The following is a 24,534-nucleotide window of genomic DNA, read 5'->3' on the forward strand; positions in this document are numbered from 1 at the left end:
TGAATGCCGATACGGACGCTGGAAACCTGGACGCACGGCGCCGTCATGCTGGATGCACAGCACACCCGCTTCGCGTTGTGGGCGCCCGACGCCTTTTACGTCAGTCTGGAATTGGTCGATGGGCAGTCGCTGCCGATGCTGCCCCAGCCCGATGGCTGGTTTGTCATCAAGGCTCGATGTCCGGCCGGCACCCGCTACCGCTTCAGCATTGATGGCGAGCACAATGTCCCCGACCCGGCGTCCCGCGCCCAGGTCGAGGGGCCCGATTCGGCCAGCATGGTGGTCGATCCACTGACCTACCACTGGCAACACAGCGCATGGCAAGGCCGGCCCTGGCATCAGGCGGTGATCTACGAGCTGCACGTTGGCTTGCTGGGGGGCTTCGGCGCAGTTCGCGGCCACCTGCCACGCCTGGTGGAGCTGGGGATCACGGCAATCGAACTGATGCCACTGGCGCAGTTCCCCGGCGAACGCAATTGGGGCTACGACGGCGTCCTGCCCTACGCACCGCAGTCCTCCTATGGCTCACCCGACGAGCTCAAGCAGTTGATTGACGCGGCCCACGGCCTGGGGCTGGCGGTGATCCTCGACGTGGTCTACAACCACTTCGGCCCGGACGGCAGTTACCAGCACCAGTACGCCAGTCCATTTTTTCGTCAGGACCACCAGACGCCCTGGGGGGCGGCCATCGACTTTCGCCGGCGCGAGGTCCGTGACTTTTTTATCGACAATGCGCTGATGTGGTTGCTCGAATACCGCTTCGACGGCCTGCGCCTGGATGCCGTCCACGCCATCCAGGACCAGGATTTTCTCCAGGACCTGGCCAAACGGGTCCGCCAGCAGGTGGATCCGGGCCGCCATGTCTGGCTCACCGTGGAGAACGAACACAACCAGGCCAGCCTGCTGCAGCAGGGCTACGATGGCCAATGGAATGACGACGGGCACAATGCCTTGCATGTGCTGCTGACCGGTGAGACCGAAGCCTATTACGCTGATTTCAGCCAACAGCCCTGCGCCCTGCTGGCCCGCTGCCTGAGCCAGGGTTTTGTCTACCAGGGGCATCCCGATCGCCATGGCAAAGCACGCGGCGAACCCAGTGGGCATCTGCCGCCCACGGCCTTCATCCTGTTTCTGCAGAACCATGACCAGATCGGCAATCGGGCCTTTGGCGAGCGACTGCAGAAATTGTGTCCGCCAGCAGCCTTACACGCCGCCACAGTGCTGTTGCTGCTATCGCCGATGATCCCCTTGATGTTCATGGGCGACGAAGTGGCCGCGAGCGAACCCTTTCTATTTTTCACCAGCCACCAGGGCGAGTTGGCGCAAGCCGTGCGCGAAGGTCGACGCAATGAATTCGCCTCGTTCAAGGCGTTTGCCGATACCCACGTGCGCCAGCGCATACCCGACCCCAACGCCCGAGTCACCTTCGAAGCCTCGCGTCCGCAATGGCGGGACGAGGAAAACCCCACCCACGCGCTCTACCGGCAACTGCTGCAGGTGCGCCAGCGCGAACTCAGCGAACGCCTGCCCGGCACCCGCGCCCTGGGCGCCACCGTCCTCGGGCCCCAGGCGCTGAGTGCGCGCTGGCAACTGGGCGATGGCAGCGTGTTATGCATTGAATTGAACCTCGGCCCCGGTGCCGTTGCCCATAAACCTCAAGCCGGGTCGCGGCTGCTAGTCGAATACCCACAGCACGCCTGTACGCAATTGCATCAGGGCCGCCTGACGGCCTATAGCGCAATTGTCAGCCTGACCCCCGCGAAGTCCTCCCAACCCCTGCCGGAGAGTGCCAATGAGTGATGCGCAACTGGAAATACTCGCCAGCCAGGCTGGCCTGGCGGTGGACTGGATCGATGCCAACGGACGGCCGCAAAAAGTTCAACCCGCTGTTTTACGCGCAATCCTCACCGGTCTCGGTCACCCGGCCGGCAGCGCCCAGGAAATCGACGCCAGCCTGTTGGAACTGCAGCAGCGCCGGGCCCTCAACCCGCTGCCGCCCCTGCTGACCGTGGATGTCGGCAGCGGACTGAACCTGAGCCGCTACTTCGCTGCACACACACCGTGCGAAATCCAACTCGAGGACGGCGCGATCCTCAACCTGAAACTCGACGATGACGCGGTCCTGCCCGGGCTACTGCCGGTGGGCTATCAGGAAGTCAGCATCGCCGGCCAATACTTCACCCTGGCCGTCGCGCCCCTGCAATGTCACAGCGTCGCTGCGGCGGTCGACAGTGAAGTGCCTCGGGCCTGGGGCCTCAGCGTGCAACTCTATGCTTTGCGCCGCGCTGGCGATGGCGGTTTCGGTGACACCCAGGCCCTCGAAACCCTGGCCCGGGTGGCCGGTGAGCGAGGCGCCGAGGCGTTAGCGATCAGCCCGATGCACGCGATGTTCAGCAACGATCCGCAACGCTACAGCCCCTATTCGCCGTCCAGCCGGCTGTTCCTCAATTACCTGTATGCCGCCCCCGGGGAAATTCTCGGTGAACGCGCCCTGCGCCTGGCGATCGAAGCGTGTGAACTGGGCGACGAATTGCAGCGCCTTGAAGACCAGCCACTGGTGGATTGGCCAACGGCCGCCAGGACCAAACAGCGGATATTCGAGGCTTTATATGAAAGCTTCAGTCAGGGCGACCATCCGCTGCATGTCGATTTCAGCAGCTTTCGCCACAGCGGCGGTGAAGCCCTGGAAAACCATTGTCGATTCGAGGCCCTGCAGGAGGCCCGCGCCGCCCGTGGCGAAAGCCTCGACTGGCGCCACTGGCCGGAACACTGGCGCAATCCGCGCAGCCCTGAACTGGCGGCCTTCGCCGAGGAAAACAGTGGGCGCATTGGTTACTACGCCTTTTGCCAGTGGCTGATCGCACGCTGCCTGCAACGCGCGCAAAACGTCGCCCGCTCAAGCGGCATGGGCATCGGCCTGATAGCTGACCTGGCAGTGGGCGCGGACGGTGGCGGCAGCCAGGCCTGGAGTCGCCAGGACGAATTGCTTGCCGAACTGACGGTCGGCGCGCCGCCGGACATTCTCAACCGCAGCGGCCAGGGCTGGGGCATTTCGGCGTTCTCCCCGGAGGGCCTGATACGCAACGGTTTCCGCGCGTTCATCGAAATGCTTCGGGCCAACTTCGCCCATGCCGGCGGCTTGCGCATCGATCATGTGATGGGCCTGCAACGCCTGTGGGTGATCCCCCTGGGCGCCCCGCCGAGCGATGGCGCCTACCTGTACTACCCGGTCGACGACTTGCTGCGCCTGCTCACCCTCGAATCCCATCGGCATCAGGCAATTGTCCTCGGCGAAGACCTCGGCACTGTCCCGGACGGATTGCGCGACAAGCTGGTGGCGCGCTCGATCCTCGGCATGCGTGTGTTGCTCTTCGAGCAGGACCACAACACCCGCTTCCGGCCGATTCTCGATTGGCCGGACAACGCCCTGGCCACGACCAGCACCCACGATCTGCCGACGCTCAACGGCTGGTGGCACGGCCGCGACATCGAATGGAACGTGCGCCTGCAACTGATCGACGAACAAGGCGAACAACACTGGCGCGAGCACCGCCAGCGCGAGCGCGACGGGCTGCGCCATGCCCTGAGCCATGACCCGCAGAACTTCCGCGAGGAACGCCACGAAACCGACCAGATACTCGATGCCAGCGTGCGCTTCCTCGGCCACACACGCGCGCCCCTGGTGTTGCTGCCGCTGGAGGATGCACTGGGCCTGGACGAACAGGCCAACCTGCCCGGCACCATTGACAGTCACCCCAACTGGAGCCGACGCCTGCCGATGAGCAGCGACAAACTGCTGGATGACGAGGATGCGGCGCGGCGCCTGGAAATGCTCGCCTGCGCGCGTCTGCAGGCGGTCGAGCGTGACCGATGATCGAGACGCTGCGCGCAACCCTGAGGTTGCAGTTTCATCAGGGCTTCACGCTGGGCGATGCGGTGCCACTGGTGCCGTACTTCGCCGAACTGGGCATCAGCCACCTGTACGCCTCGCCGCTGCTCAGCGCCCGGCGCGGCTCGATGCATGGCTACGATGTGGTCGACCCCAGCCAGGTCAATCCCGAACTGGGTGGCGAGCCGGCCTTGCGCCGTCTGGTGGAGGCCTTGCGCGCCAGAGGCATGGGCCTGATTCTGGATATCGTGTCCAATCACATGGCCGTCGGTGGCAGCGATAACCCCTGGTGGCTCGATTTGTTGGAGTGGGGTCGCCTGAGTCCCTACAGCGAATTCTTTGATATCCAGTGGCACTCGCCGGACCCACTGCTGGAAGGCCAGTTACTGCTGCCGTTCCTTGGCAGTGACTACGGCACCGCGCTGCAGGAAGGCAGCCTGGCACTCAAGTTCGATGCTCGACGCGGGGTGTTTTTCGCCGAGCATTACGAGCATCACTTTCCGATCTGCCCCAACGACTATGGGCTACTGCTGCAGGGCGACGACCTGCTGGATAGCACTTCGGCCGCAGCACTCAAGGCCCTGGCCGATCAGTTCACCACCCTGCACGATCAAAGCGACGCCTACGCTCGGGCCGGGGCCTTGAAACTGGCCCTGAAAGCCCTGGCCGAGAACCCGGCAATCGGCCGTTGCATCGCGGCCAACCTGGCCCGTCACGACGGCCGCCAGCCCGAAGGTTTTGCCCGCCTGCACAGCCTCCTGGAGCGGCAGAGCTATCGCCTGGCCAGTTGGCGCACGGCAGCCGACGATATCAACTGGCGGCGCTTTTTCGATGTCAACGAATTGGGTGGGCTGCGGGTCGAGCGTCCTGCGGTGTTCGAGGCCACCCACCGGAAAATTTTTCAGCTAATTGCCGCTGGCCTGGTGGATGGCTTGCGCGTCGACCACGTCGACGGCCTTGCCGATCCCCGGGGTTACTGCCGCAAACTGCGCCGTCGGGTAGATGCCCTGATGCCCGGCAGGCACCTGCCGATTTACGTCGAGAAAATCCTCGGTGAAGGCGAAAGCCTGCGCCGCGACTGGCAGGTCGATGGCAGCACCGGCTACGAATTCATGAACCAACTGTCGCTGCTGCAACAGGACCCGAAAGGGCAAACGGCATTGGCCGAACTCTGGGAGCGCCACAGCGGCCGCAGCCCGATGTTCATCGAAGAGGCGCGGCTGGCCCGCGAGCAGATTCTGCAAGGCTCGCTGGGCAGCGATTTCGAAAGCGTGGCCCAGGCCCTGTTGCAGGTGGCGCGTGACGACGTAATGACCCGCGACCTGACCTTCGGCGCGATCCGCCGGGCGTTGCAGGCGCTGATCGTGAACTTTTCGGTGTACCGCACGTACATCAGCGCCCGCGGCCGTTCGCGTGCTGACGAGGTGTTTTTTCAGCAGGCACTGCAGGGTGCTCGCCTGACCCTGAACGAAGCCGACTGGCCGGTGCTGGACAGTATCGCCCTGTGGCTCGGCGGCCAGCCGTGGCGCCAGCGTCCTCTGGGCCGCCCGCGCAAGATCCTCAAGCATGCCTGTGTGCGCTTCCAGCAACTGACGTCGCCGGCCGCCGCCAAGGCCGTCGAAGACACCGCGTTCTATCGCCACGGGGTGCTGCTGTCGCGCAATGACGTGGGCTTCAACACCGAACGCTTCAGTGCGCCCCTCGATGATTTCCATAACGCCAATATCCAGCGTCAGGCCCACTTCCCGGACAACCTGCTGGCGAGCGCCACCCATGACCACAAGCGCGGCGAAGACAGCCGTGCGCGCCTGGCGCTGCTCAGCGAACGCAGCGCCTGGTATGCCGAACAGGTGGATACCTGGCGCACGCTGGCCGAGGCCTTGCGCGACGACCCTCAGGCACCCTCTACGGGAGACGAACTGATCCTCTACCAAAGCCTGATCGGCAGTTGGCCGCTGGGCCTGCGCAGTGATGATCCTGCGGCGATGGCGGATTATTTCGAGCGTGTCTGGCAGTGGCAGCAAAAGGCCCTGCGCGAAGCCAAGCTCAACACCAACTGGAGCGCCGCCAATGAAGCCTATGAGCACGCCAGTCGGACATTCACCGAGCGCTTGTTGCTCGCGCCCGAAGGTCTGGCCTTGCGCAGTCGGATTGCCGAGACGGCCCAGGCGATTGCCTGTGGCGGCGCACTCAACGGTTTGGCGCAAACTTTGCTGCGCATGACGGTGCCGGGCGTACCCGACCTGTACCAGGGCAACGAGTTCTGGGACTTCAGCCTGGTGGACCCGGATAACCGCCGAGCGGTGGACTACCCGGCACGCAAACAGGCACTGCAAGAGGTTGCAGAGGCAGGGCAAATGCTCGAACGGTGGCAGGACGGACGCATCAAGCAGGCACTGATTGCCCGCACCCTGGCGCTGCGCGGCGCGCACCCGGAATTGTTCCGCCACGGCCGTTATCTGCCGCTGCCGGTACTTGGCAGCCAGGCCGACAAGGTCCTGGCCTTTGCCCGCGAATATCAGGGGCAATGGGCGCTGGTGCTGGTGCCGGTGCGGGTCGCCAGCCTGCTGGAAAGCAGTGCCCAGCCCCAGGTTCCTGCCCTGCGCTGGGGCGATACGCGAGTGGTTTTGCCGTTCAACCCACGCAATCAAAAACTGAAGGGACTTTTTTCCACCGTCGAAGTCACACACCCAACAGAGCTGCCAATCAGCGCCGCGCTGGGAGACTTTACGGTCAATGTGTTTATCCAGGCTTGAGTTCAACCCAGGAGCATTACCATGAGCAACGACGACAAACGCATTCGTGAATTCGCCTACCAGATCTGGGAATCCGAGGGCAAACCCGAAGGCCAGGAATCCCGTCATTGGGAGATGGCACGCAAACTCGCGGAAGCCGAGGCCCTGGCCCCGAGCAAACCGCCCAAGGCCACCAAAGCGGCCAGCGCCAAACCGAGCGCAGCGAAACCCGCTGCCAAGCCCGCCAGCAAAACCAAAAGCCCTGCCACCCAGGTGATTACCCCGCCCGGCGAGCAGAGCAGCGCGGTGAAAAAACCTCGCGCCCCACGCAAACCGAGCAGTTGACCGGCGAACTGCCCTGGCACTGATGGCGACTGACACCGATGTTCCGCGACAGGAGTTTCCATGCCCACGCTTAAGCAAACTGCAGCAGAGCCCCACGCCGCGGACCCGACCCGGATCCGCGAAGGCTTGCCCTTCCCGCTGGGCGCTACCTGGGATGGGCTGGGGGTCAACTTCGCGATTTTCTCGGCCCACGCCACCAAAATTGAGTTGTGCCTGTTCGACGCCGCCGGCGAGGTCGAACTGGAGCGTATCGAACTGCCCGAATACACCGATGAAATTTTCCACGGCTATTTACCCGATGCCCATCCGGGGCTGATTTACGGGTATCGGGTGTATGGGCCTTACGATCCGCAGAACGGTCATCGCTTCAATCACCACAAACTGCTGATCGACCCCTACGCCAAGCAACTGGTGGGGGAACTGAAGTGGTCCGAGGCGCTGTTTGGCTACACCATCGGCCATCCGGACGGTGACCTCAGCTTCGATGAGCGCGACAGTGCGCCCTTCGTCCCCAAATGCAAAGTGATCGACCCGGCGCACACCTGGGGACACGACCATCGGGTCAATGTGCCCTGGGACAAGACGATCATTTATGAGACTCACGTGCGCGGCATCAGCATGCGCCACCCGGCCGTGCCCGAGGCGTTACGCGGGACCTTTGCCGGGCTGATGGTCGATGACCTGCTGGAGCACATCCGCAAGCTCGGGGTGTCCTCGGTGGAGCTGCTGCCGATCCATGCCTTCGTCAATGACCAGCACCTGCTGCACAAAGGCATGACCAACTACTGGGGCTACAACAGCATCGCTTTCTTCGCCCCCGACCCGCGCTACCTGGCCAGCGGCAAGATCGCCGAGTTCAAGGAAATGGTTGCGCACCTGCACGAAGCCAACCTCGAAGTCATCCTCGACGTGGTCTACAACCACACCGCCGAAGGCAATGAACAAGGGCCAACCCTGTCCATGCGCGGCATCGACAACGCTTCTTACTATCGGCTGATGCCCGACGACAAGCGCTTCTACATCAACGACTCCGGAACCGGTAATACCCTCGACCTGAGCCATCCCTGCGTGCTGCAGATGGTCACCGACTCGTTGCGCTACTGGGCCAGCGAGATGCACGTCGACGGTTTTCGCTTCGACCTGGCAACCATCCTTGGCCGCTATCACGACGGCTTCGACGAGCGCCACAGCTTCCTCGTGGCCTGCCGCCAGGACCCGGTGCTGCGTCAGGTCAAGTTGATCGCCGAACCCTGGGACTGCGGTCCCGGTGGCTATCAGGTGGGTGGTTTCCCGCCGGGCTGGATGGAGTGGAACGATCGTTTTCGCGACACCGTGCGGGCGTTCTGGAAAGGTGATGACGGACAACTGGCGGACTTCGCCGGACGCATGACGGCCTCCGGTGAAATGTTCAACCAGCGTGGCCGCCGGCCCTATACGTCGGTGAATTTCATCACCGCCCATGACGGTTTCACCCTCAATGACCTGGTGTCCTACAACGACAAGCACAACGAGGCCAACGACGAAGGCAACCAGGACGGCAGCAACAACAACCTGTCGTGGAACCATGGCGTCGAAGGTCCGACCGACGACCCGGAGATCAACGCGTTGCGCCATCGGCAGATGCGCAATTTCTTCGCCACCCTGCTGCTGGCCCAGGGCACGCCGATGCTGGTCGCTGGCGACGAGTTCGCCCGCACCCAGCACGGTAACAACAATGCCTACTGCCAGGACAGCGAGATCGGCTGGGTCAACTGGGACCTGAGCGAAGACGGCAAGGCCCTGCTGAAATTCGTCAAGCGCCTGATCAAGCTGCGCCTGGCGTATCCGATCCTGCGCCGTGGGCGCTTCCTGGTCGGCAGCTACAACGAAGATATCGGGGTCAAGGACGTCACCTGGCTGGCGCCAGATGGCAACGAGATGTCCACCGAGCAATGGCAGGACAGTCATGGGCGGTGCCTGGGCATGCTGCTCGACGGCCGCGCCCAGGAAACCGGGATCCGCCGCAAGGGTGCCGATGCAACCTTGTTGCTGGTGGTCAATGCCCACCATGACATCGTCAATTTCCAGTTGCCCGAGGTTCCTGACGGCGGCTTCTGGACCTGCATGATCGACACGAATCAGCCGACCATTCGGGATCAGGAACGCTTTGACTTCAATCACACGTACTCGGTGACCGGACGCTCGCTGTTGCTGTTCGAGTTGCAGCATGTGGAGGAAGAATGACGTCTTCGCGCTCGGAAAATTCGAAACCGGGCTGAACTGCCGGACACCCCGTGAGTCGCATGAATAACCCGTTGCGACTTTCGAGGAGAGACTGTGAACCCCGACTCAGAACGCCAACCGGCCGCGCCGACCACCGTCGGCGCTGCGCCGCATGTGCATCGCCTGCGGATCCTGACGGTCAACACCCACAAGGGTTTTACCGCGCTCAATCGACGCTTCATCCTCCCCGAGTTACGCGAGGCGGTGCGCAGCACGTCGGCGGACCTGGTGTTCCTCCAGGAAGTGCTCGGCGAGCATGACCGCCTCGCCACCCGCCACAGTAACTGGCCCAGCACTTCGCAATACGAATTCCTTGCCGACAGCATGTGGAGTGATTTTGCCTACGGGCGAAACGCGGTGTATCCCGACGGGCATCACGGCAATGCCCTGCTTTCCAAGTACCCGATTCGCCATCATCGCAATCTGGATGTCTCGATCACCGGTCCTGAGCGCCGTGGCTTGTTGCATTGCGTGCTGGATGTGCCCGGGCATGCCGAGGTACACGCCATCTGTGTGCACTTGAGCCTGCTGGAAAGCCATCGGCAGTTGCAGCTGGCGCTGCTGTGCCAATTGATCGAGTCGCTGCCCGAGGACGCGCCGGTGATCATCGCCGGCGACTTCAACGACTGGCAGATGCAAGGCAACCTCACCCTCGGCCGCCGCAACGACCTGCACGAAGCATTTGAGCGTCACCACGGCCAACTGGCAAAAACCTACCCCGCCCGCTTCCCCCTGCTGCGCCTGGACCGCGTCTACCTGCGCAACGCCAGCAGCCACGAACCGAAAATCCTCGCCAACAAACCCTGGACCCACCTCTCCGACCACCTGCCGCTGGCGGTTGAGGTGCATTTGTAAGCGAGTCCTGAGGGTGTGTCAGTCGCTGATGATGCTCAGTTGTGGCGAGTCATCCGCGATTGATTTCACGCAGAAACAACACCTTGGAGAATCGCCAATTTTCAGTCATTTACGCCCTCTGATTTTGGCATACCGCTCATCGTTCAATTTCTTGACGCAATGCCTGTGGTCTTCTTAGCTACAGCTTACTACCCCCCGCATACACACCTGGGGCAGACCTCGAATACCCGTCGCAGCGGGCCGCCGGGGTTTGCCTCGATGAAATCGGTCGCCCCTCAATCGGGGTAGGAGAGACGCCAACACGTGCACCGCTTGTAAGGTAAACCGCCATGAACACCTCCCTTTTCCACCACGAGATGAGCCTCACCCTCTACACCGTTTCGACCACACTGCTGGTGCTGTGCACATCCATGGAGGTCCTGGCCGCTGACGCCGATGAGGAGGCCATACCCTGGTTTCGACAAGACGTGCCTTCGTTCACCTTTCCTGCCCCGCAGCCGCTACAAACCGGCCGTTTCCTCAGCCAACCGGCCCTCGACAATCAACTGCTGAGCATCGAGCAAGCCGCGCCCTCGGCCTGGCAGCGTGTCTACGGCCAACCTGCTGCCCAGGCCGAACACGACATCCTCAATTCCCCCTTCGCCGCTGTCGCCGCCCCAGCCTTCAAAGGCCCCGCCCTACTGACCGTGCACGGCAATGGCGGCAGCACCCAGCGACTCGGCTTGATAGGCGGCAGCCAGCAAATCCAGGGCAACAGCAACGGCGTGCTGGTCGGCCGGGCACTGGCCGACCCAGGCAGCGACAACCTGAATGTCCAGGGTGAGAGCCTCGGCGCCTACTGGAGCCTGACCGGCGCCACCGGATGGCACGTCGACCTCAGCGCCAGCGGCGGCCGGGTCAGCGGTTACAGCCGCAACGACCAGGGCGAAAGGCAAGCGGCCGAAGGCAACGCCGTGACCCTGTCGGTCGAGGGCGGTTTCCCCATTGGCATCAGCAAGAACTGGGTGATTGAGCCCCAGGCACAATTGATCAATCAGCGCATCACCCTGGACAGCTCCAACGCCAGTAGCGGCAATGCCCAGTCCAGCGACATGAGTTCCTGGAGTGGGCGTGTCGGTGCACGTCTGAAAGGCAGTTACGACATCAACGGCTTGCCGGTCGAACCCTACGTGCGTACCAACCTGTGGCACACCGTCAACAGCAGCGCTACCGTCAGCCTCGACCAGGTCGACAAGATCAGCAGCAGCCGCAGCTCATCCACCGTCGAACTGGGTCTCGGTCTGGTGGCCAAAGTCACCCCGGCCGTGAGCCTGTACGTCAGCGCCGACTACAGCAGTGATGTCGATGACAATGACCTGAATGGCTTGATCGGCAGCCTCGGCGTTCGCATGCGCTGGTGAACGCCCGGCATTCAGGGGGTTGGTGGCCGCCAACAGGCTCGCCGGACTGAGCGAGGCAACTCCCCGCCAGCCCGCCGAGCCATGCCCCCTAGCCCTGCGGACGCAATATAAGCACCGCCAACGGCGGCAGGTTCAGCGAGAGCGACAATGCCTGGCCGTGGCTGGGCGTTTCCTCGGCGAGTACCCCGCCACTGTTGCCGTAGTTGGAGCCGGCATAGATCGACGAATCGCTATTGAGCACCTCCTCCCACTGTCCGGCAAAGGGCACGCCGACGCGATACGCCTCGCGTGGCACCGGAGTGAAGTTGGCCACCACCAGCACCGGTTTACCGTCCTTGCTCCAGCGCAACCAGGCGTAGACGCTGTTGATCGCATCGTCACCGATCAGCCACTGGAAGCCCTGGGGTACATGGTCCTGATCGTGCAACGCCGGCTCGTCGCGGTAGAGCCGGTTCAAATCGCCCACCAGTTTTTGCACGCCCCGGTGTTCCGGGTACTGCAAGAGATACCAATCAAGCTGCTGGTCATGGTTCCATTCGCGCCACTGGCCGAACTCACAGCCCATGAACAGCAGCTTCTTGCCCGGGTGGGCCCACATGAAACTCAAATAGGCGCGCAGGTTGGCGAATTTTTGCCAGCGGTCACCGGGCATCTTGTCGATCAGCGAGTGTTTGCCGTGCACCACTTCATCGTGGGAGATCGGCAGGATGAAGCGCTCGGACCAGGCGTAGACCAGGCCGAAACTCAGCTCGTTGTGGTGATGGGCGCGGTACACCGGATCCTGCTGGATGTAATGCAGCGAGTCGTGCATCCAGCCCATGTTCCATTTGTAGTCGAAACCCAGGCCGCCTTGCTGAGTGCCCTGGCTGACGCCCGGCCAGGCCGTGGACTCTTCGGCAATCACCAGTGCGCCGGGAGCTTCGAGGTCGACCACGTCATTGAGGTGGCGGACGAAGTCGATGGCTTCAAGGTTCTCCCGCCCGCCATGCCGATTGGGCACCCACTCGCCAGCCTTGCGCGAATAGTCGCGATAGAGCATCGAGGCCACCGCATCCACCCGCAGCCCGTCGACATGGAAATGCTTGAGCCAGTGCAATGCCGAGGCCAGCATGAAGCCGTGCACTTCGGTACGCCCGAGGTTGTAGATCAGTGTGTCCCAGTCCTGATGAAAACCTTCCAGTGGATTACCGTACTCGTACAACGCAGTGCCATCGAACTGCGCCAGACCGTGGGCATCGGTAGGGAAATGCGCCGGCACCCAGTCGAGGATCACGCCAATTTCAGCCAGGTGGCAGGCGTTGACGAAGGCGGCGAAGTCGGATGGCGATCCGTAACGTGCGCTAGGAGCAAACTGCGAAAGCGGTTGATAACCCCAGGAGCCACCAAAGGGGTGTTCCATGATCGGCATCAGTTCGATATGGGTGAAGCCCAATTCCTTGACGTAGGGAATCAGATGCTCGGCCAGCTCGGCCCAGCTGTATTGACGTGCGACCTCTCCCGCATCGTCGACTTCACAGCGCCAGGAGCCGGCGTGCAATTCATAGATCGACAAGGCGGCCTGCGGATCCTGGCGCTCGCCGCGAGCTTGCATCCAGTCCTGGTCCTGCCAATCGATGCTCAAGGGCGCGGCAACTTTCGACGCGGTGTCCGGTGGCAGTTGAGTGGCCAAGGCCATGGGATCAGCCTTGAGCGGCAAAATCCCGTGCTCGCCAAGGATTTCGTACTTATAGGCCTCGCCGGCTTGCAGGCGCGGAATGAACAGCTCCCACACGCCTGAAGGATGGCGCAGGCGCATGGGGTGGCGACGTCCGTCCCAATTGTTGAAGTCGCCCACCACCGATACCCGTCGGGCATTCGGCGCCCACACGGCAAAGCGCACGCCATCGACGCCTTCGACGTTGAGCAGTTGCGCGCCGAGGCAGGCACTGAGGTCGCGGTGATTGCCTTCGGCGAACAGGTATAAATCCATCTCCCCAAGCAATTGGCCAAAGCTGTAGGGGTCCTCGCTCAGTTGTTCGCCGCCGGCCCACTGCGTGCGCAAGAGGTATGCCCCAGTGCGCGAAAAATGTCCGACGAACAGGCCCGGCACCTCGCTGCTCTCGAGATTGCCGAGTGCTTCGCCGCTGTCGCGATCAATCACCTGCACGCTCAAGGCATCCGGCAGGAAAGCGCGGATGAACTGGCCGCCCGCGCCATCGGCGTGCGGGCCAAGTAGCGCAAATGGATCCTGGTGTTCGGCGCGTACCAGCGCCTCGATATCACGCGCTGCCGGTAGCAGCGCCTCCTGTAATCCCCGTTCCTTCATGACTGCTCTCCACTTGACTCGGAAAAGGGTTTGAGTTCGCTTAACAAGCGGTGCAAACCATGCAATGGCACCGGTAACCAGGCCGGACGATTTTCGGCTTCGTACGCCACTTCATAGGCCGCCTTCTCCAGACTGAACAACATCAGCGCGGCGTCTTCAGCCCCGGGTTCCTGCCACGCATGGCCAAGATTAGCCGTTGCCAGCCGATACGCCTGGACAAACGCCTGGCTGGCTTCACGCAAATAGCGCTCGGTGACCCGTTGCCGCGCCGCATCGCCTTGTCCTGTACTGTCGACACCCTGGCCACTGCGAGCCATGGCCGCTGCGTAATCGAACGAACGCAACACGCCACTGACATCCTTATACGGACTGTGCTTGCCACGACGCTCATGCAACGGTCGCGCCGGTTCACCTTCGAAGTCGATCAAGTAGGCATCGCCCTTGATCACCAGCACCTGGCCGAGGTGTAAATCACCGTGAACGCGCATGCGCAAATCACCGGTGGCGGCCTCGGCCAAGGCTTGCACCTGGGTGAGTATGGACTTGCGTTGTTTCACTAATTGCGTGACCAGTGCCTGATCGGCAGCAGTCAGTTGCTGCTGGTGCTGCTCCAGCAGCAACAAGGCATGCTCCACCTGGGCGCCGATGGCCTTGCCCGCGGCCTTTTGATCCTTGGCGGTGGTGACCTCGCAACCGAACGCCGGATCGTCGCTGGGCAACGCCAACAACTGGTGCATTTCGGCCAGACGCTGGCCGAGCATGGCGGCGAAATCCTGCAGTTCGCCGAGGGCGTTGTAGTGCTGGTCCTGTTCCGACATGGCATCGGCCAGTTCGTCGCGAATCGCCCGCTCAAGGTTGTTCTGGGTCCACTCCCAGGCATCGCCCTGATTGCTCAGATAGCCTTGGGCGATCATCAGCAGATTGTCATCACCCTGGGCATCGCGCCGCACCACCGAGCCGAGCAGAGGCGAGATGTGCTCGAAGCCGGCGGCCGTCAGGTAGGCGCCCATTTCCAGTTCCGGGTGCACGCCGCTGGCGACCTTACGGATCAACTTCAACACCAGGCTGCCACCGATCACCACCGAACTGTTGGACTGCTCCGCCGACAGGTAACGCACTTCGGACTCGGCGCCCAGGCCCAGTTCGGCCAGGCGCGGTGTGGGTTCGAAGCGGATCTCGCCGTCGCTGGAACTGAGCACGGTTTGCGCCTGCAATCCCTGTAACACCGCGCGGATAAAGCTTTCCAGACTGAAGGCATCAGTGACCAGGCCGACCTGCCGGCCACGCCGCACTCTGGACAATGCAAGCTGCTGGGGCAGCGCCGCACTCACCTGGTCTTCTGCCAGAAAACCCAACGGCAATTGATAGCGACTGACTTGGCCTTGGCTGCTGACCTCGATCTCACTGAGCAACACCGGGTGTTGTGCATCACCAAAGCGCACGCCGTAGGCCATGTGCACCGAATCGATGCCTGCGTCCTTGCCGGCAAACCAACGACGGTTCGTCAGCCAACTCGGCAGCACGGTCTGCTCCAACAAAGTGCGCGAAGGTGCCTCAAGCAGCTCCTCCATGCGCTTTTTCAGGACCAGGGTGATGAAGTCCGGCAGGCTTTGCGCCGGCTCGGCATGCCAGCTCGGCATCTGGTTTTCGGCAGCAAGGACGAACCAGTAGAAACCGTAAGGCGCCAGGGTCAGCAGGAAATTCAGCTGGCCGATGGGCGGGAAGGCATTGCCGCCGAGCATTTCCACCGGGACCATGCCGACGAATGCCGAGAGGTCCAGTTCGGCGGCCTGGGCACTGCGCGAGACGTTGGCCACACACAGGATGATTTCCTGACGGCCGTCCTCACCGGTGAACTCACGGGTGTAGGCCAGGATCCGCCGATTGCTCGGCGACAGCATTTTCAGGGTGCCCCGGCCGAACGCCTTGGATTGTTTGCGCACGGCGAGCATGCGTCGAGTCCAGTTGAGCAGCGAATGCGGGTCGCCGGCCTGGGTTTCGACATTGACCGACTGATAGCCGTATTGCGGGTCCATGATCGGTGGCAACACCAGACTGGCCGGATCGGCGCGGGAGAAGCCGCCGTTACGGTCGATCGACCACTGCATCGGTGTGCGTACGCCATCGCGGTCACCCAGGTAAATGTTATCGCCCATGCCGATCTCGTCCCCGTAGTACAGGGTCGGCGTGCCGGGCATCGACAGCAGCAGGCTGTTCAGCAGTTCGACCCGTCGCCGGTCGCGCTCCATCAATGGCGCCAGGCGCCGGCGAATACCCAGGTTGATCCGCGCCCGGCGGTCAGCGGCGTAGTAGTTCCACAGGTAATCGCGCTCGCGGTCGGTGACCATTTCCAGGGTCAGCTCATCGTGATTGCGCAGGAAAATCGCCCATTGGCAGTTCGCCGGAATCTCCGGGGTCTGACGCAGGATGTCGGTGATCGGAAAGCGGTCTTCCTGGGCCAGCGCCATGTACATGCGCGGCATCAGCGGGAAGTGGAAGGCCATGTGGCATTCGTCACCGTTGTCGCCATGGGTATCGCCGAAGTACAGCTGGGTGTCTTCCGGCCATTGATTGGCCTCGGCCAGCAGCATCCGATCCGGGTAGTTGGCGTCGATCTCGGCGCGAATCTGCTTGAGCACGTCATGGGTTTCGGGCAGGTTTTCGTTGTTGGTGCCGTCGCGCTCGATCAAATACGGAATGGCGTCAAGGCGCAGGCCGTCGATGCCCATGTCGAGCCAGTAGCGCATCACCGACAGCACCGCCTTCATGACCTGCGGGTTGTCGAAATTGAGGTCGGGCTGGTGCGAGTAGAACCGGTGCCAGAAGTATTGGCCGGCCAGCGGGTCCCAGGTCCAGTTGGATTTTTCGGTGTCGAGGAAGATGATTCGTGTGCCGTCGTACTTCTGGTCGTCATCGGACCATACGTAGAAGTCCCGCGCTGCCGAACCGGGCTTGGCTTTGCGCGCGCGCTGGAACCAGGGGTGTTGGTCGGAGGTGTGATTGATCACCAGCTCGGTGATCACCCGCAGCCCGCGCTTGTGCGCTTCGGCGATAAACCGTCGGGCGTCGGCCATGGTCCCGTAGTCGCTGTGAACGCCACGGTACTCGGCGATGTCATAGCCGTCGTCACGCCGTGGCGAGGGGTAGAACGGCAGTAGCCAGATGGTGTTGACGCCGAGGTCGGCGATGTAATCGAGTTTGCTGATCAGGCCGGGAAAGTCGCCGATGCCGTCGTTGTTGGAGTCGAAATAGGATTTGACGTGAACCTGATAAATCACCGCGTCCTTGTACCAGAGCGGGTCGTTGTTGAAGGTGGCTGACCTGGGTTTCTTCGCCATGAAAATCTCCTGCTCGAATTGGGGGTGGAGCGGTGTTGCTACTGTCCTTTGGGGGAGCGAGCCTGCTCGCGAAGGCTGCCTGACGGTGCACATATCCCTCCCTGCCGAAACACTCGCCTAGGCACGGCATACCTTCGCTCCGGCATCCATCCGCGGCTCATCGCCTCCGGTTGGCTTCGCTGACACCTCCTCTCTGACTTGGGACTGGTGCGCCCCCCTCAAACCGATATCCGCCATATCCCGAACGGCTGATGCCAGGGCTCGATCCGCATCCACTGGGTTTTGCCATACCAGGTCCAACGGTGGCCGTTCATTAAGTCTTCGCCCTGGGTCGCGGCGTCATCGGGCAGGCCCAGTTCCCACAATGGCAACTCGAAGTGCGCCTCCTGGGCGTTGAAGGGGTCGAGGCTGACGGCGACCAGGATGAAGTTTTTGCCATCGGCAGTGCGTTTGCCGAAGTACAGGATGTTGTCGTTCCAGGCGTTGTAGACCTGCAAGCCCAAGTGGGTATGCAGTGCCGGGTTTTGTCGGCGGATTCGGTTGAGTTGGGCGATTTCGGCGATGATGTTGCCCGGTGCGGTGAAGTCGCGGACGCGGATCTGGTATTTCTCCGAATCCAGGTATTCCTCCTTGCCCGGTACCGGTGCCGACTCGCACAGCTCGAATCCCGAATACATGCCCCATAGCCCCGACCCCATGGTCGCCAGCGCGGCGCGGATGAGGAAGCCGGCGCGGCCGGACTGGTGCAGGAAGCCCGGGTTGATGTCCGGGGTGTTGACGAAAAAGTTCGGCCGGTAGCACTCGCGCCAGGGCGACTGGTTCAGTTCGGTCAGGTAGGTCGCCAGCTCGTGCTTGGTGTTGCGCCAGGTGAAATAGGTGTAGCTCTGGGAATAACCGACCTTGCCCAGGCGCGCCATCATCGCCGGGGTCGTAAAGGCCTCGGCGAGGAAGATCACTTCGGGGTGCTTGGCGCGCACGTCGCCAATCAGCCACTGCCAGAACGGCAAGGGTTTGGTGTGGGGGTTGTCGACACGGAAGATCTTCACCCCTTCCTCGACCCAGCCAACCACAATGTCGCGCAACTCCAGCCAGAGACTGGGGATGGCGTCGGCGGCGTAGAAGTCGACGTTGACAATATCCTGGTACTTTTTCGGTGGATTTTCCGCGTACTTGATCGTGCCGTCCGGCCGCCAGTTGAACCAGCCGGGATGCTGTTCAAGCCAGGGGTGGTCCTGGGAGCACTGGATGGCGAAGTCGAGGGCGATTTCCAGGCCATGATCGTTGGCCGCCGCCACCAGGCGGCGAAAGTCTTCGCGCGTGCCCAGTTGCGAGTGAATCGCTTCGTGCCCACCCTCCTCGCTGCCAATCGCATAGGGACTGCCCGGATCATCGGGGCCGGCGGTCAGGGAATTGTTCGGGCCTTTGCGGTGGCTGCGGCCGATGGGGTGGATCGGCGGGAAATACAGCACGTCAAAACCCATGTCCTGGATCATCGCCAGTCGTGAATGGACATCGTTAAAGGTGCCGTGGCGCGCTGGATCGTCGGTGATCGAGCGGGGAAACAGCTCGTACCAACTGGCGAACTGCGCCAGATCGCGCTCCACATCCAGCGGATACTCGGGACTCAGGCTCAGATAAGGCCGGTGATCGGCCGCCGCCATCAGCCAGCGGCTGTGGGGGTGCAGGAACAACGCCACCTGCTCGGTTTCCAGCAGTCCCTCAAGCTGATGCCGCAGCGCCGCCAGTTCCTCACTCAAGGCCCCGTCGCTGCGCTCGGCGGCGTGCTGGACCTGCTGACGTCCCTCCTGCAACTCGAGACTCACCGGCACCCCGGCGCCGTGTTTTTTCTCCAGCTCATAACAGAAGCTGGTGAACTGATCGATCCAGGCCTCGATGCAATAGCGGTAGCGACCCGGCGCGAGAACCTTGAACTGGCCCTGCCAGGCGTTGTTGCCCAGATCTTTCATGACGTCGGTGTGCCAGATCGAGGTCGCCTCGTTACACCAACGCACCCGCACGGCCAGCTTGTCGTGACCGTCGGCAAACACCTTGCTACGCACCGTCACCGTCTGTCCGGCAACGGCCTTGACCGCAAACTGCCCACCATCGAGCACCGGCTGGGTGCTCTCAATGGCAATGCGCGGCAGCAGCAAGGCCTGCGCCAGGGGCAAATGTGGTTGGTAATTTTGCAAATCATCGTGCAGTTGGATCGGTTGTTCGGTCGTCATCGAGCATCACCCCTTACGCCCCATGGACGCTCTTGTGCCTGATTTCAGTGCCTGTGTGACCCACTTAAGTTTCCGAGCACCAGGACCCGGGAAAAGTTCAGCCGGATCTGCAATCCGCCAGACGGTGGAATCAATTCACCGTGCCTGCGGTCCATCGCACTAAGCCAAGCACAAAAGAGGCCACCACGATGAGCATACCGACCCCACCAGAAACGCCGGATCCAAACATCGACCAACCGATCCTGCCGCCCACCGACCCCGAGCCCGTCCCGGAAAAAGACCCGGTACCACCCGGCACCATGCCGCCGGTGGGTGATCCACCGCCGGAGGAACCGCCGATTCGGGTGTAAACCACTGATCCTGCGCGAGACAGTTGACGATCCCATGACGGTCGTCACTGCTCGTCTTTATCCAGCCACCGCACAATCACCGGCATCACACTGAACACCGCCAACGCCAGCAACGTACTCAGCACCGCCGTCGACTCTCGCCCCAGTCCGGCGGCGACGCCGATGGCGGCGGTCATCCACAGCCCGGCGGCGGTGGTCAGGCCTTTGACGTGGCTTTCGTCGCCGTCCTTGTTTTTCAGGATTGTCCCGGCGCCGAGGAAGCCGATGCCGGCGATCACGCCCTGGACCACCCGGCTCATGGCGTCGGACTCTGCGCCTGCAACTTGCGGCACCAACACGAACAGCGCCGCCCCCATGGCCACCAGCATGTGGGTACGCACGCCGGCGGCCTTGCCTTTCTGCTCCCGTTCGAAGCCGAGGATCGCCCCCAGCAACGCGGCGATCAGCAGGCGCACGGTGATGCGGGTCAGTTGTGCGGCGTCGCCGATATCGGCGAATTCGGCTTGCAGAGTGATCCAGACTTGGTGCCACCAGGCGTCCATCGGGGAGTCCTCGAAAGGTGCAGGGATAGTCGATGGACAGCACTGACCGCTAATCGGTTGCAGCGAACGATGCGCGCGGCCTGTCCCCTAAAGAATAGATCCGCCCAACTGGAGAATCCCATGCCTGTACGCATCGAAAACCAGACCTGTTTTTTCATCACCGAGAACGGCGAAGAAATTCGCCTGGCGGCCGACGTAACGGTGATCACTGACGGCGAGAAATCCATGTCGGCGGTCGACCTCGACGGCCGGCGCGTGTTCATCACCGAAGCAGAAGCCGACGCATTGACCGTAGCAGGCGCCACCGATGGACGCCGACACCTGCGGGTCACCGACAGTGATTCGGTGATTTAACTGATACAGATCACAACCGCCGCGAACGCCCTGTGTCAGGCGCTCGCGGCACGCCTGGCGGGGTGCATCAAGTTGTCGCAGGGGCGCTTGTGCAACGCATCTGATCCGCTTTTTTATCCAATACCTGAGTCTGTTATGCAAACAGTTGCGCGCTCATAGTGCATCGGCCTGATGGAGGCTGATGAGCGAAAGACCATGAGCGAAAAAATCCCCGTCCGATTAGTAGAAACATTCGAGCCTTCGCGTCCAAAGATGAAGGCCAAATCCAGCGACAACCAGATCCACACCCGGAGCTTCACCGGTTTGTTCCGCAACCTGCGCGTCGCCGGCGCGGGCTTTCTGTTTTTAGCCTTCTTCGGCACCGTGTGGCTGAACTGGGGTGGGCGCCAGGCCGTGCTCTGGGACCTCTCGGAAAGCAAATTCCACATCTTCGGCGCCACCTTCTGGCCTCAGGATTTCATCCTGTTATCGGCGCTGCTGATCATCTGCGCCTTCGGCCTGTTCGCTATCACTGTGTTTGCCGGGCGGGTCTGGTGTGGCTACACCTGCCCGCAAAGCTCGTTCACCTGGCTGTTCATGTGGTGCGAAAAGGTCACCGAGGGCGAACGCAACCAGCGGATCAAGCTGCAAGCGGCGCCGTGGACCCTGAACAAGCTGCTGCGGCGTTCGGCCAAGCACACGATGTGGCTGGCGATCAGCGTCATGACCGGCCTGACCTTCGTCGGCTACTTCACCCCGATCCGGCCGTTGGCCGAAGAGCTGCTGACCCTGCAAATGGCCGGCGTCAGCCTTTTCTGGGTGCTGTTCTTCACTGCCGCGACCTACATCAACGCCGGCTGGCTGCGCGAAGCGGTTTGCATGCACATGTGCCCGTACGCCCGATTCCAGAGCGTGATGTTCGACAAGGACACCCTGACCATCTCCTACGACAGTGCCCGTGGCGAAAATCGCGGCCCGCGCAAACGTGAGGTGAAACCGGCGGCTGTCGGCCTCGGCGATTGCATCGACTGCCAGCTGTGCGTGCAGGTCTGCCCCACCGGTATCGACATCCGCGACGGCCTGCAGATGGAATGCATTGGCTGCGCGGCGTGCATCGATGCCTGCGACTCGATCATGGACAAGATGGGCTACGCCCGTGGCCTGATCAGCTACACCTCGGAGCACCAGTTGCAGGGCGGCAAGACCCACCTGCTGCGCCCGCGACTGGTGGGTTACACCCTGGTGCTGGTGGTGATGATCGGCGCCCTGGTGCTGGCGCTGATGGAACGGCCGATGGTGTCGCTGGACGTCAGCAAGGACCGCGGCCTGTTCCGTGAAAACAGTCAGGGCCAGATCGAGAACATCTACAGTCTCAAGGTCATCAACAAGACCCAGCAACGCCAGGACTATCAATTGTCGCTGGTGGACGCCGACGGCTTCCAGCTCCAGGGTAAGACCGAGTTGAGCCTGGCGCCCGGCGAGATCCTCGATGTGCCGGTGTCAGTAGCGATGCTGGCCGACAAGGCCGACCGCAGCTCGCAGACCCTGTACTTCAAGGTGACCGACAGCGACGAGCCCGAGGTCAACAGCGTGGCGAAAAGCCGGTTTGTTGCGCCGACCAACCGTTGAGCCATTACACTGCGGTGCTGCATTCGCGAGCAGGCTCGCTCCCACATTGACCGGGCGGCACTCCGCCGCTCGGCGAAACAAGCACCGCGATCTTCCTGAATGACACCCATCGGGCCCTCAATGAAACGCTACGAAAAATTCGCTGACGACATTGCCGAACTGATCCGCTCCGGTGTGCTTGGCCCCGGCCAGCGCGTGCCGTCGGTGCGCTACGCCAGCCAGACTTACGGGGTCAGCCCGTCCACGGTGTTCCAGGCCTATTACCTGTTGGAGCGCCGTGGGCTGATCCGCGCCCGGCCGCGCTCCGGCTACTTCGTCAACACCCACGCGCCCAGCCCGTTCTCGGAGCCGGTGATCAGCAGCGAGGTCAACGAGTCCACCGAAGTCGACGTCAGCGAACTGGTGTTCTCGGTACTCGACTCGATCAAGGACCCGCACACCGTGCCCTTCGGCTCGGCATTCCCCAGCCCGGCTCTGTTTCCGCTGCAACGCCTGGCGCGCTCGCTGGCCAGCGCCAGCCGCGAGATGGACCCACGGATGGTGGTCACCGACCTGTCGCCAGGCAACCCACAATTGCGCCGGCAAATCGCCCTGCGCTACATGGTCGGCGGGCTGATGTTGCCCATGGAAGAACTGCTGATCACCAACGGCGCGCTGGAAGCCCTGAACCTGTGCCTGCAGGCGGTCACCGAGCCCGGCGACCTGGTGGCCATTGAGGCCCCAGCGTTCTATGCCAGCCTGCAAGTGCTGGAACGGCTGAAACTCAAGGCCGTGGAAATCCCCGTGCACCCGCGCGATGGCATCGACCTCGGGGTGCTGGCGCAAACCCTCGAGCGCCATCCGATCAAGGCCTGCTGGTGCATGACCAGCTTCCAGAACCCGATGGGCGCGACCATGCCCGAGGCGAAGAAGCAGGAACTGGTGGAGTTGCTGCGTCGCCATCAGGTGCCGCTGATTGAAGACGACGTGTACGCTGAGCTCTATTACGGGCAACAGGCGCCCAAGCCGGCCAAGGCGTTCGACACCGAAGGGCTGGTAATGCATTGCGGTTCGTTCGCCAAGAGCCTGGCGCCCGGCTATCGGATCGGCTGGGTGGCGGCCGGTCGTTATGCGCAGAAAATCGAACGGCTGAAACTGATGACCTCGCTCTGCGCCTCGATGCCGGCCCAGGCGGCGATTGCCGACTACCTGCAACACGGCGGCTACGACCGCCACCTGCGCAAGCTGCGCTACGCCCTGGAAGAACAACAGAGTGCGATGTTGGCGGCGATTGCCCGTTACTTTCCAGCGCAGACCCGGGTCAGCCAGCCGGCCGGCGGCTACTTCCTGTGGCTGGAGTTGCCGGCGCAGATGGATTCGTTGAAGTTGTTCCAGATGGCCCTGGCCCAGGGCATCAGCATTGCGCCGGGGCCGATCTTTTCGCCGACCCAGCGCTTTCGCAACTGCATCCGCCTGAACTACGGCAGCCCGTGGACCGAGGACAGCGAAAAGGCCATGGAAACCCTCGGCCGCATCGTGCGGTCGTTCTAGCGGCCGCCGCCGAGTTCGATGAAAGTCCCGGTGGAGTACGACGCCTTGTCCGACAGCAGCCAGATGATTGCCTCGGCCACTTCTTCCGGGCGTCCGCCACGGGCCATGGGAATCGCCGATTCGAGTTTGCTGACCCGATCGGCATCGCCGCTCAGGGCGTGGAAGTCGGTGTAGATATAGCCCGGGCGCACGGCGTTGACGCGAATGCCTTCGCCGGCGACTTCCTTGGACAGACCGATGGTGAAGGTATCCAGCGCGCCCTTGGAGGCGGCGTAGTCGACGTATTCGCCCGGCGAGCCGAGACGTGCGGCCACCGACGAGACGTTGACGATGCTGCCGCCCTGCCCGCCGTGCTTGGGCGACATGCGCAGCACGGCATGCTTGGCACAGAGGATCGGACCCAGGACATTGGTTTTCATGATCTTGAGGATACGGAGCTCGGACATCTCCTCGACCCGGGATTTGTGCCCGACCGTGCCGGCATTGTTCACCAGCGCGGTGACCCGGCCCAGTTCGTGGTCGACGCGCTGGAACAGGCTGATGACTTCATCCTCGATGCTGACATCGGCACGCACCGCGATCGCCTGGGCACCGAGGGCCAGGACTTGCTCCAGGACCTTGTGCGCGGAGTCTTCATCGGCCTGATAGTTGATGCAGATGCGATAGCCTTGCTCTGCGGCCAGCAGCGCCGTGGCCGCGCCAATCCCGCGACCGCCTCCGGTGATGATGATGACTTTTTCCATGTTCGAACCTCTCCCCCCAATTCCGCAATACCGCCTACAGGTTTCTATGT

Annotated in this window: 16 protein-coding genes; 11 read left to right on the top strand and 5 right to left on the bottom strand. The window is 62.5% G+C overall.

All coding sequences use genetic code 11. The features are described from left to right. Positions 1 to 3 precede the first annotated feature (3 nt). From treZ to NR126_RS01710, 7 genes are all read left to right on the top strand, one after another. Positions 4 to 1,800: a malto-oligosyltrehalose trehalohydrolase gene (treZ, locus tag NR126_RS01680; protein ID WP_256829543.1), complete on the top strand. Its 1,797-nt coding sequence runs from the start codon at positions 4 to 6 to the stop codon at positions 1,798 to 1,800. Continuing rightward, positions 1,793 to 3,874, top strand: a complete 2,082-nt coding sequence (gene malQ, locus NR126_RS01685; RefSeq protein ID WP_027620893.1) for a 4-alpha-glucanotransferase — start codon at positions 1,793 to 1,795, stop codon at positions 3,872 to 3,874. The genes treZ and malQ overlap by 8 nt, the downstream gene beginning before the upstream one ends. Beyond that, entirely contained in the window at positions 3,871 to 6,645 is a 2,775-nt protein-coding gene (locus NR126_RS01690) for a malto-oligosyltrehalose synthase (protein ID WP_256829544.1), read from the top strand. The genes malQ and NR126_RS01690 overlap by 4 nt, the downstream gene beginning before the upstream one ends. A 21-nt stretch (positions 6,646 to 6,666) precedes the next feature. Beyond that, on the top strand, positions 6,667 to 6,969 hold the full coding sequence (locus NR126_RS01695) for a DUF2934 domain-containing protein (protein WP_027620891.1): 303 nt from the start codon (positions 6,667 to 6,669) through the stop codon (positions 6,967 to 6,969). A gap of 60 nt (positions 6,970 to 7,029) precedes the next feature. Continuing rightward, positions 7,030 to 9,192 carry a glycogen debranching protein GlgX gene (glgX, locus tag NR126_RS01700; RefSeq protein ID WP_027620890.1) on the top strand — a complete coding sequence of 721 codons (2,163 nt, stop codon included), beginning with the start codon at positions 7,030 to 7,032 and terminating at the stop codon, positions 9,190 to 9,192. Positions 9,193 to 9,285: 93 nt separating this feature from the next. Next, a complete protein-coding gene (locus NR126_RS01705) occupies positions 9,286 to 10,086 on the top strand; it encodes an endonuclease/exonuclease/phosphatase family protein (protein WP_372825532.1) in 801 nt (266 codons plus the stop codon). A 329-nt stretch (positions 10,087 to 10,415) separates the two neighbouring features. Next, positions 10,416 to 11,486, top strand: coding sequence for an autotransporter outer membrane beta-barrel domain-containing protein (locus NR126_RS01710; protein WP_105754147.1), 1,071 nt, complete (start codon positions 10,416 to 10,418; stop codon positions 11,484 to 11,486). Positions 11,487 to 11,574: 88 nt separating this feature from the next. Here NR126_RS01710 and glgB read toward each other — a convergent pair whose 3' ends face one another. The 3 genes from glgB to NR126_RS01725 all read right to left on the bottom strand — a co-directional run bounded on the left by glgB (position 11,575) and on the right by NR126_RS01725 (position 19,357). Beyond that, the gene (gene glgB, locus NR126_RS01715; RefSeq protein WP_105754146.1) at positions 11,575 to 13,791 is read right to left on the bottom strand and encodes a 1,4-alpha-glucan branching protein GlgB; all 2,217 of its coding nucleotides are present in this window, start codon (positions 13,789 to 13,791) and stop codon (positions 11,575 to 11,577) included. After that, entirely contained in the window at positions 13,788 to 17,129 is a 3,342-nt protein-coding gene (treS, locus tag NR126_RS01720) for a maltose alpha-D-glucosyltransferase (protein ID WP_027620886.1), read from the bottom strand. The genes glgB and treS overlap by 4 nt, the downstream gene beginning before the upstream one ends. A gap of 218 nt (positions 17,130 to 17,347) precedes the next feature. Further along, positions 17,348 to 19,357, bottom strand: coding sequence for an alpha-1,4-glucan--maltose-1-phosphate maltosyltransferase (locus NR126_RS01725; protein WP_256829545.1), 2,010 nt, complete (start codon positions 19,355 to 19,357; stop codon positions 17,348 to 17,350). Positions 19,358 to 19,545: 188 nt separating this feature from the next. Here NR126_RS01725 and NR126_RS01730 point away from each other — a divergent pair, with 188 nt between their 5' ends. After that, the gene (locus tag NR126_RS01730) at positions 19,546 to 19,707 is read left to right on the top strand and encodes a hypothetical protein (protein ID WP_177327291.1); all 162 of its coding nucleotides are present in this window, start codon (positions 19,546 to 19,548) and stop codon (positions 19,705 to 19,707) included. A 44-nt stretch (positions 19,708 to 19,751) separates the two neighbouring features. On the opposite strand, the gene NR126_RS01735 is transcribed toward NR126_RS01730, so the two are convergent. Then, positions 19,752 to 20,249, bottom strand: coding sequence for an MgtC/SapB family protein (locus tag NR126_RS01735; protein ID WP_027620884.1), 498 nt, complete (start codon positions 20,247 to 20,249; stop codon positions 19,752 to 19,754). A gap of 120 nt (positions 20,250 to 20,369) precedes the next feature. Here NR126_RS01735 and NR126_RS01740 point away from each other — a divergent pair, with 120 nt between their 5' ends. From NR126_RS01740 to mapR, 3 genes are all read left to right on the top strand, one after another. Further along, the gene (locus NR126_RS01740; protein WP_027620883.1) at positions 20,370 to 20,603 is read left to right on the top strand and encodes a DUF3203 family protein; all 234 of its coding nucleotides are present in this window, start codon (positions 20,370 to 20,372) and stop codon (positions 20,601 to 20,603) included. A 195-nt stretch (positions 20,604 to 20,798) separates the two neighbouring features. Next, positions 20,799 to 22,211, top strand: a complete 1,413-nt coding sequence (gene ccoG / locus NR126_RS01745) for a cytochrome c oxidase accessory protein CcoG (RefSeq protein ID WP_105754143.1) — start codon at positions 20,799 to 20,801, stop codon at positions 22,209 to 22,211. Positions 22,212 to 22,331: 120 nt separating this feature from the next. Then, positions 22,332 to 23,741, top strand: coding sequence for a GntR family transcriptional regulator MpaR (mapR, locus tag NR126_RS01750; RefSeq protein WP_027620881.1), 1,410 nt, complete (start codon positions 22,332 to 22,334; stop codon positions 23,739 to 23,741). Here mapR and NR126_RS01755 read toward each other — a convergent pair. Further along, positions 23,738 to 24,484 (bottom strand): SDR family oxidoreductase, encoded by a 747-nt coding sequence (locus NR126_RS01755; protein WP_027620880.1) that lies wholly within the window; start codon positions 24,482 to 24,484, stop codon positions 23,738 to 23,740. The two genes, mapR and NR126_RS01755, sit on opposite strands and share 4 nt — an antisense overlap. Between the last annotated feature and the right edge of the window lie 50 nt (positions 24,485 to 24,534).

It is taken from the genome of Pseudomonas sp. Pse1 (assembly GCF_024519635.1).
Lineage (GTDB): Bacteria > Pseudomonadota > Gammaproteobacteria > Pseudomonadales > Pseudomonadaceae > Aquipseudomonas.

Excerpts from the sequence above, each read along its gene's own strand:
- treZ (WP_256829543.1), top strand. The coding sequence starts at position 4 with ATGCCGATACGGACGCTGGAAACCTGGACGCACGGCGCCGTCATGCTG.
- malQ (WP_027620893.1), top strand. The coding sequence starts at position 1,793 with ATGAGTGATGCGCAACTGGAAATACTCGCCAGCCAGGCTGGCCTGGCG.
- NR126_RS01690 (WP_256829544.1), top strand. The coding sequence starts at position 3,871 with ATGATCGAGACGCTGCGCGCAACCCTGAGGTTGCAGTTTCATCAGGGC.
- NR126_RS01695 (WP_027620891.1), top strand. The coding sequence starts at position 6,667 with ATGAGCAACGACGACAAACGCATTCGTGAATTCGCCTACCAGATCTGG.
- glgX (WP_027620890.1), top strand. The coding sequence starts at position 7,030 with ATGCCCACGCTTAAGCAAACTGCAGCAGAGCCCCACGCCGCGGACCCG.
- NR126_RS01710 (WP_105754147.1), top strand. The coding sequence starts at position 10,416 with ATGAACACCTCCCTTTTCCACCACGAGATGAGCCTCACCCTCTACACC.
- glgB (WP_105754146.1), bottom strand. The coding sequence starts at position 13,791 with ATGAAGGAACGGGGATTACAGGAGGCGCTGCTACCGGCAGCGCGTGAT.
- treS (WP_027620886.1), bottom strand. The coding sequence starts at position 17,129 with ATGGCGAAGAAACCCAGGTCAGCCACCTTCAACAACGACCCGCTCTGG.
- NR126_RS01725 (WP_256829545.1), bottom strand. The coding sequence starts at position 19,357 with ATGACGACCGAACAACCGATCCAACTGCACGATGATTTGCAAAATTAC.
- NR126_RS01730 (WP_177327291.1), top strand. The coding sequence starts at position 19,546 with ATGAGCATACCGACCCCACCAGAAACGCCGGATCCAAACATCGACCAA.
- NR126_RS01735 (WP_027620884.1), bottom strand. The coding sequence starts at position 20,249 with ATGGACGCCTGGTGGCACCAAGTCTGGATCACTCTGCAAGCCGAATTC.
- NR126_RS01740 (WP_027620883.1), top strand. The coding sequence starts at position 20,370 with ATGCCTGTACGCATCGAAAACCAGACCTGTTTTTTCATCACCGAGAAC.
- ccoG (WP_105754143.1), top strand. The coding sequence starts at position 20,799 with ATGAGCGAAAAAATCCCCGTCCGATTAGTAGAAACATTCGAGCCTTCG.
- mapR (WP_027620881.1), top strand. The coding sequence starts at position 22,332 with ATGAAACGCTACGAAAAATTCGCTGACGACATTGCCGAACTGATCCGC.
- NR126_RS01755 (WP_027620880.1), bottom strand. The coding sequence starts at position 24,484 with ATGGAAAAAGTCATCATCATCACCGGAGGCGGTCGCGGGATTGGCGCG.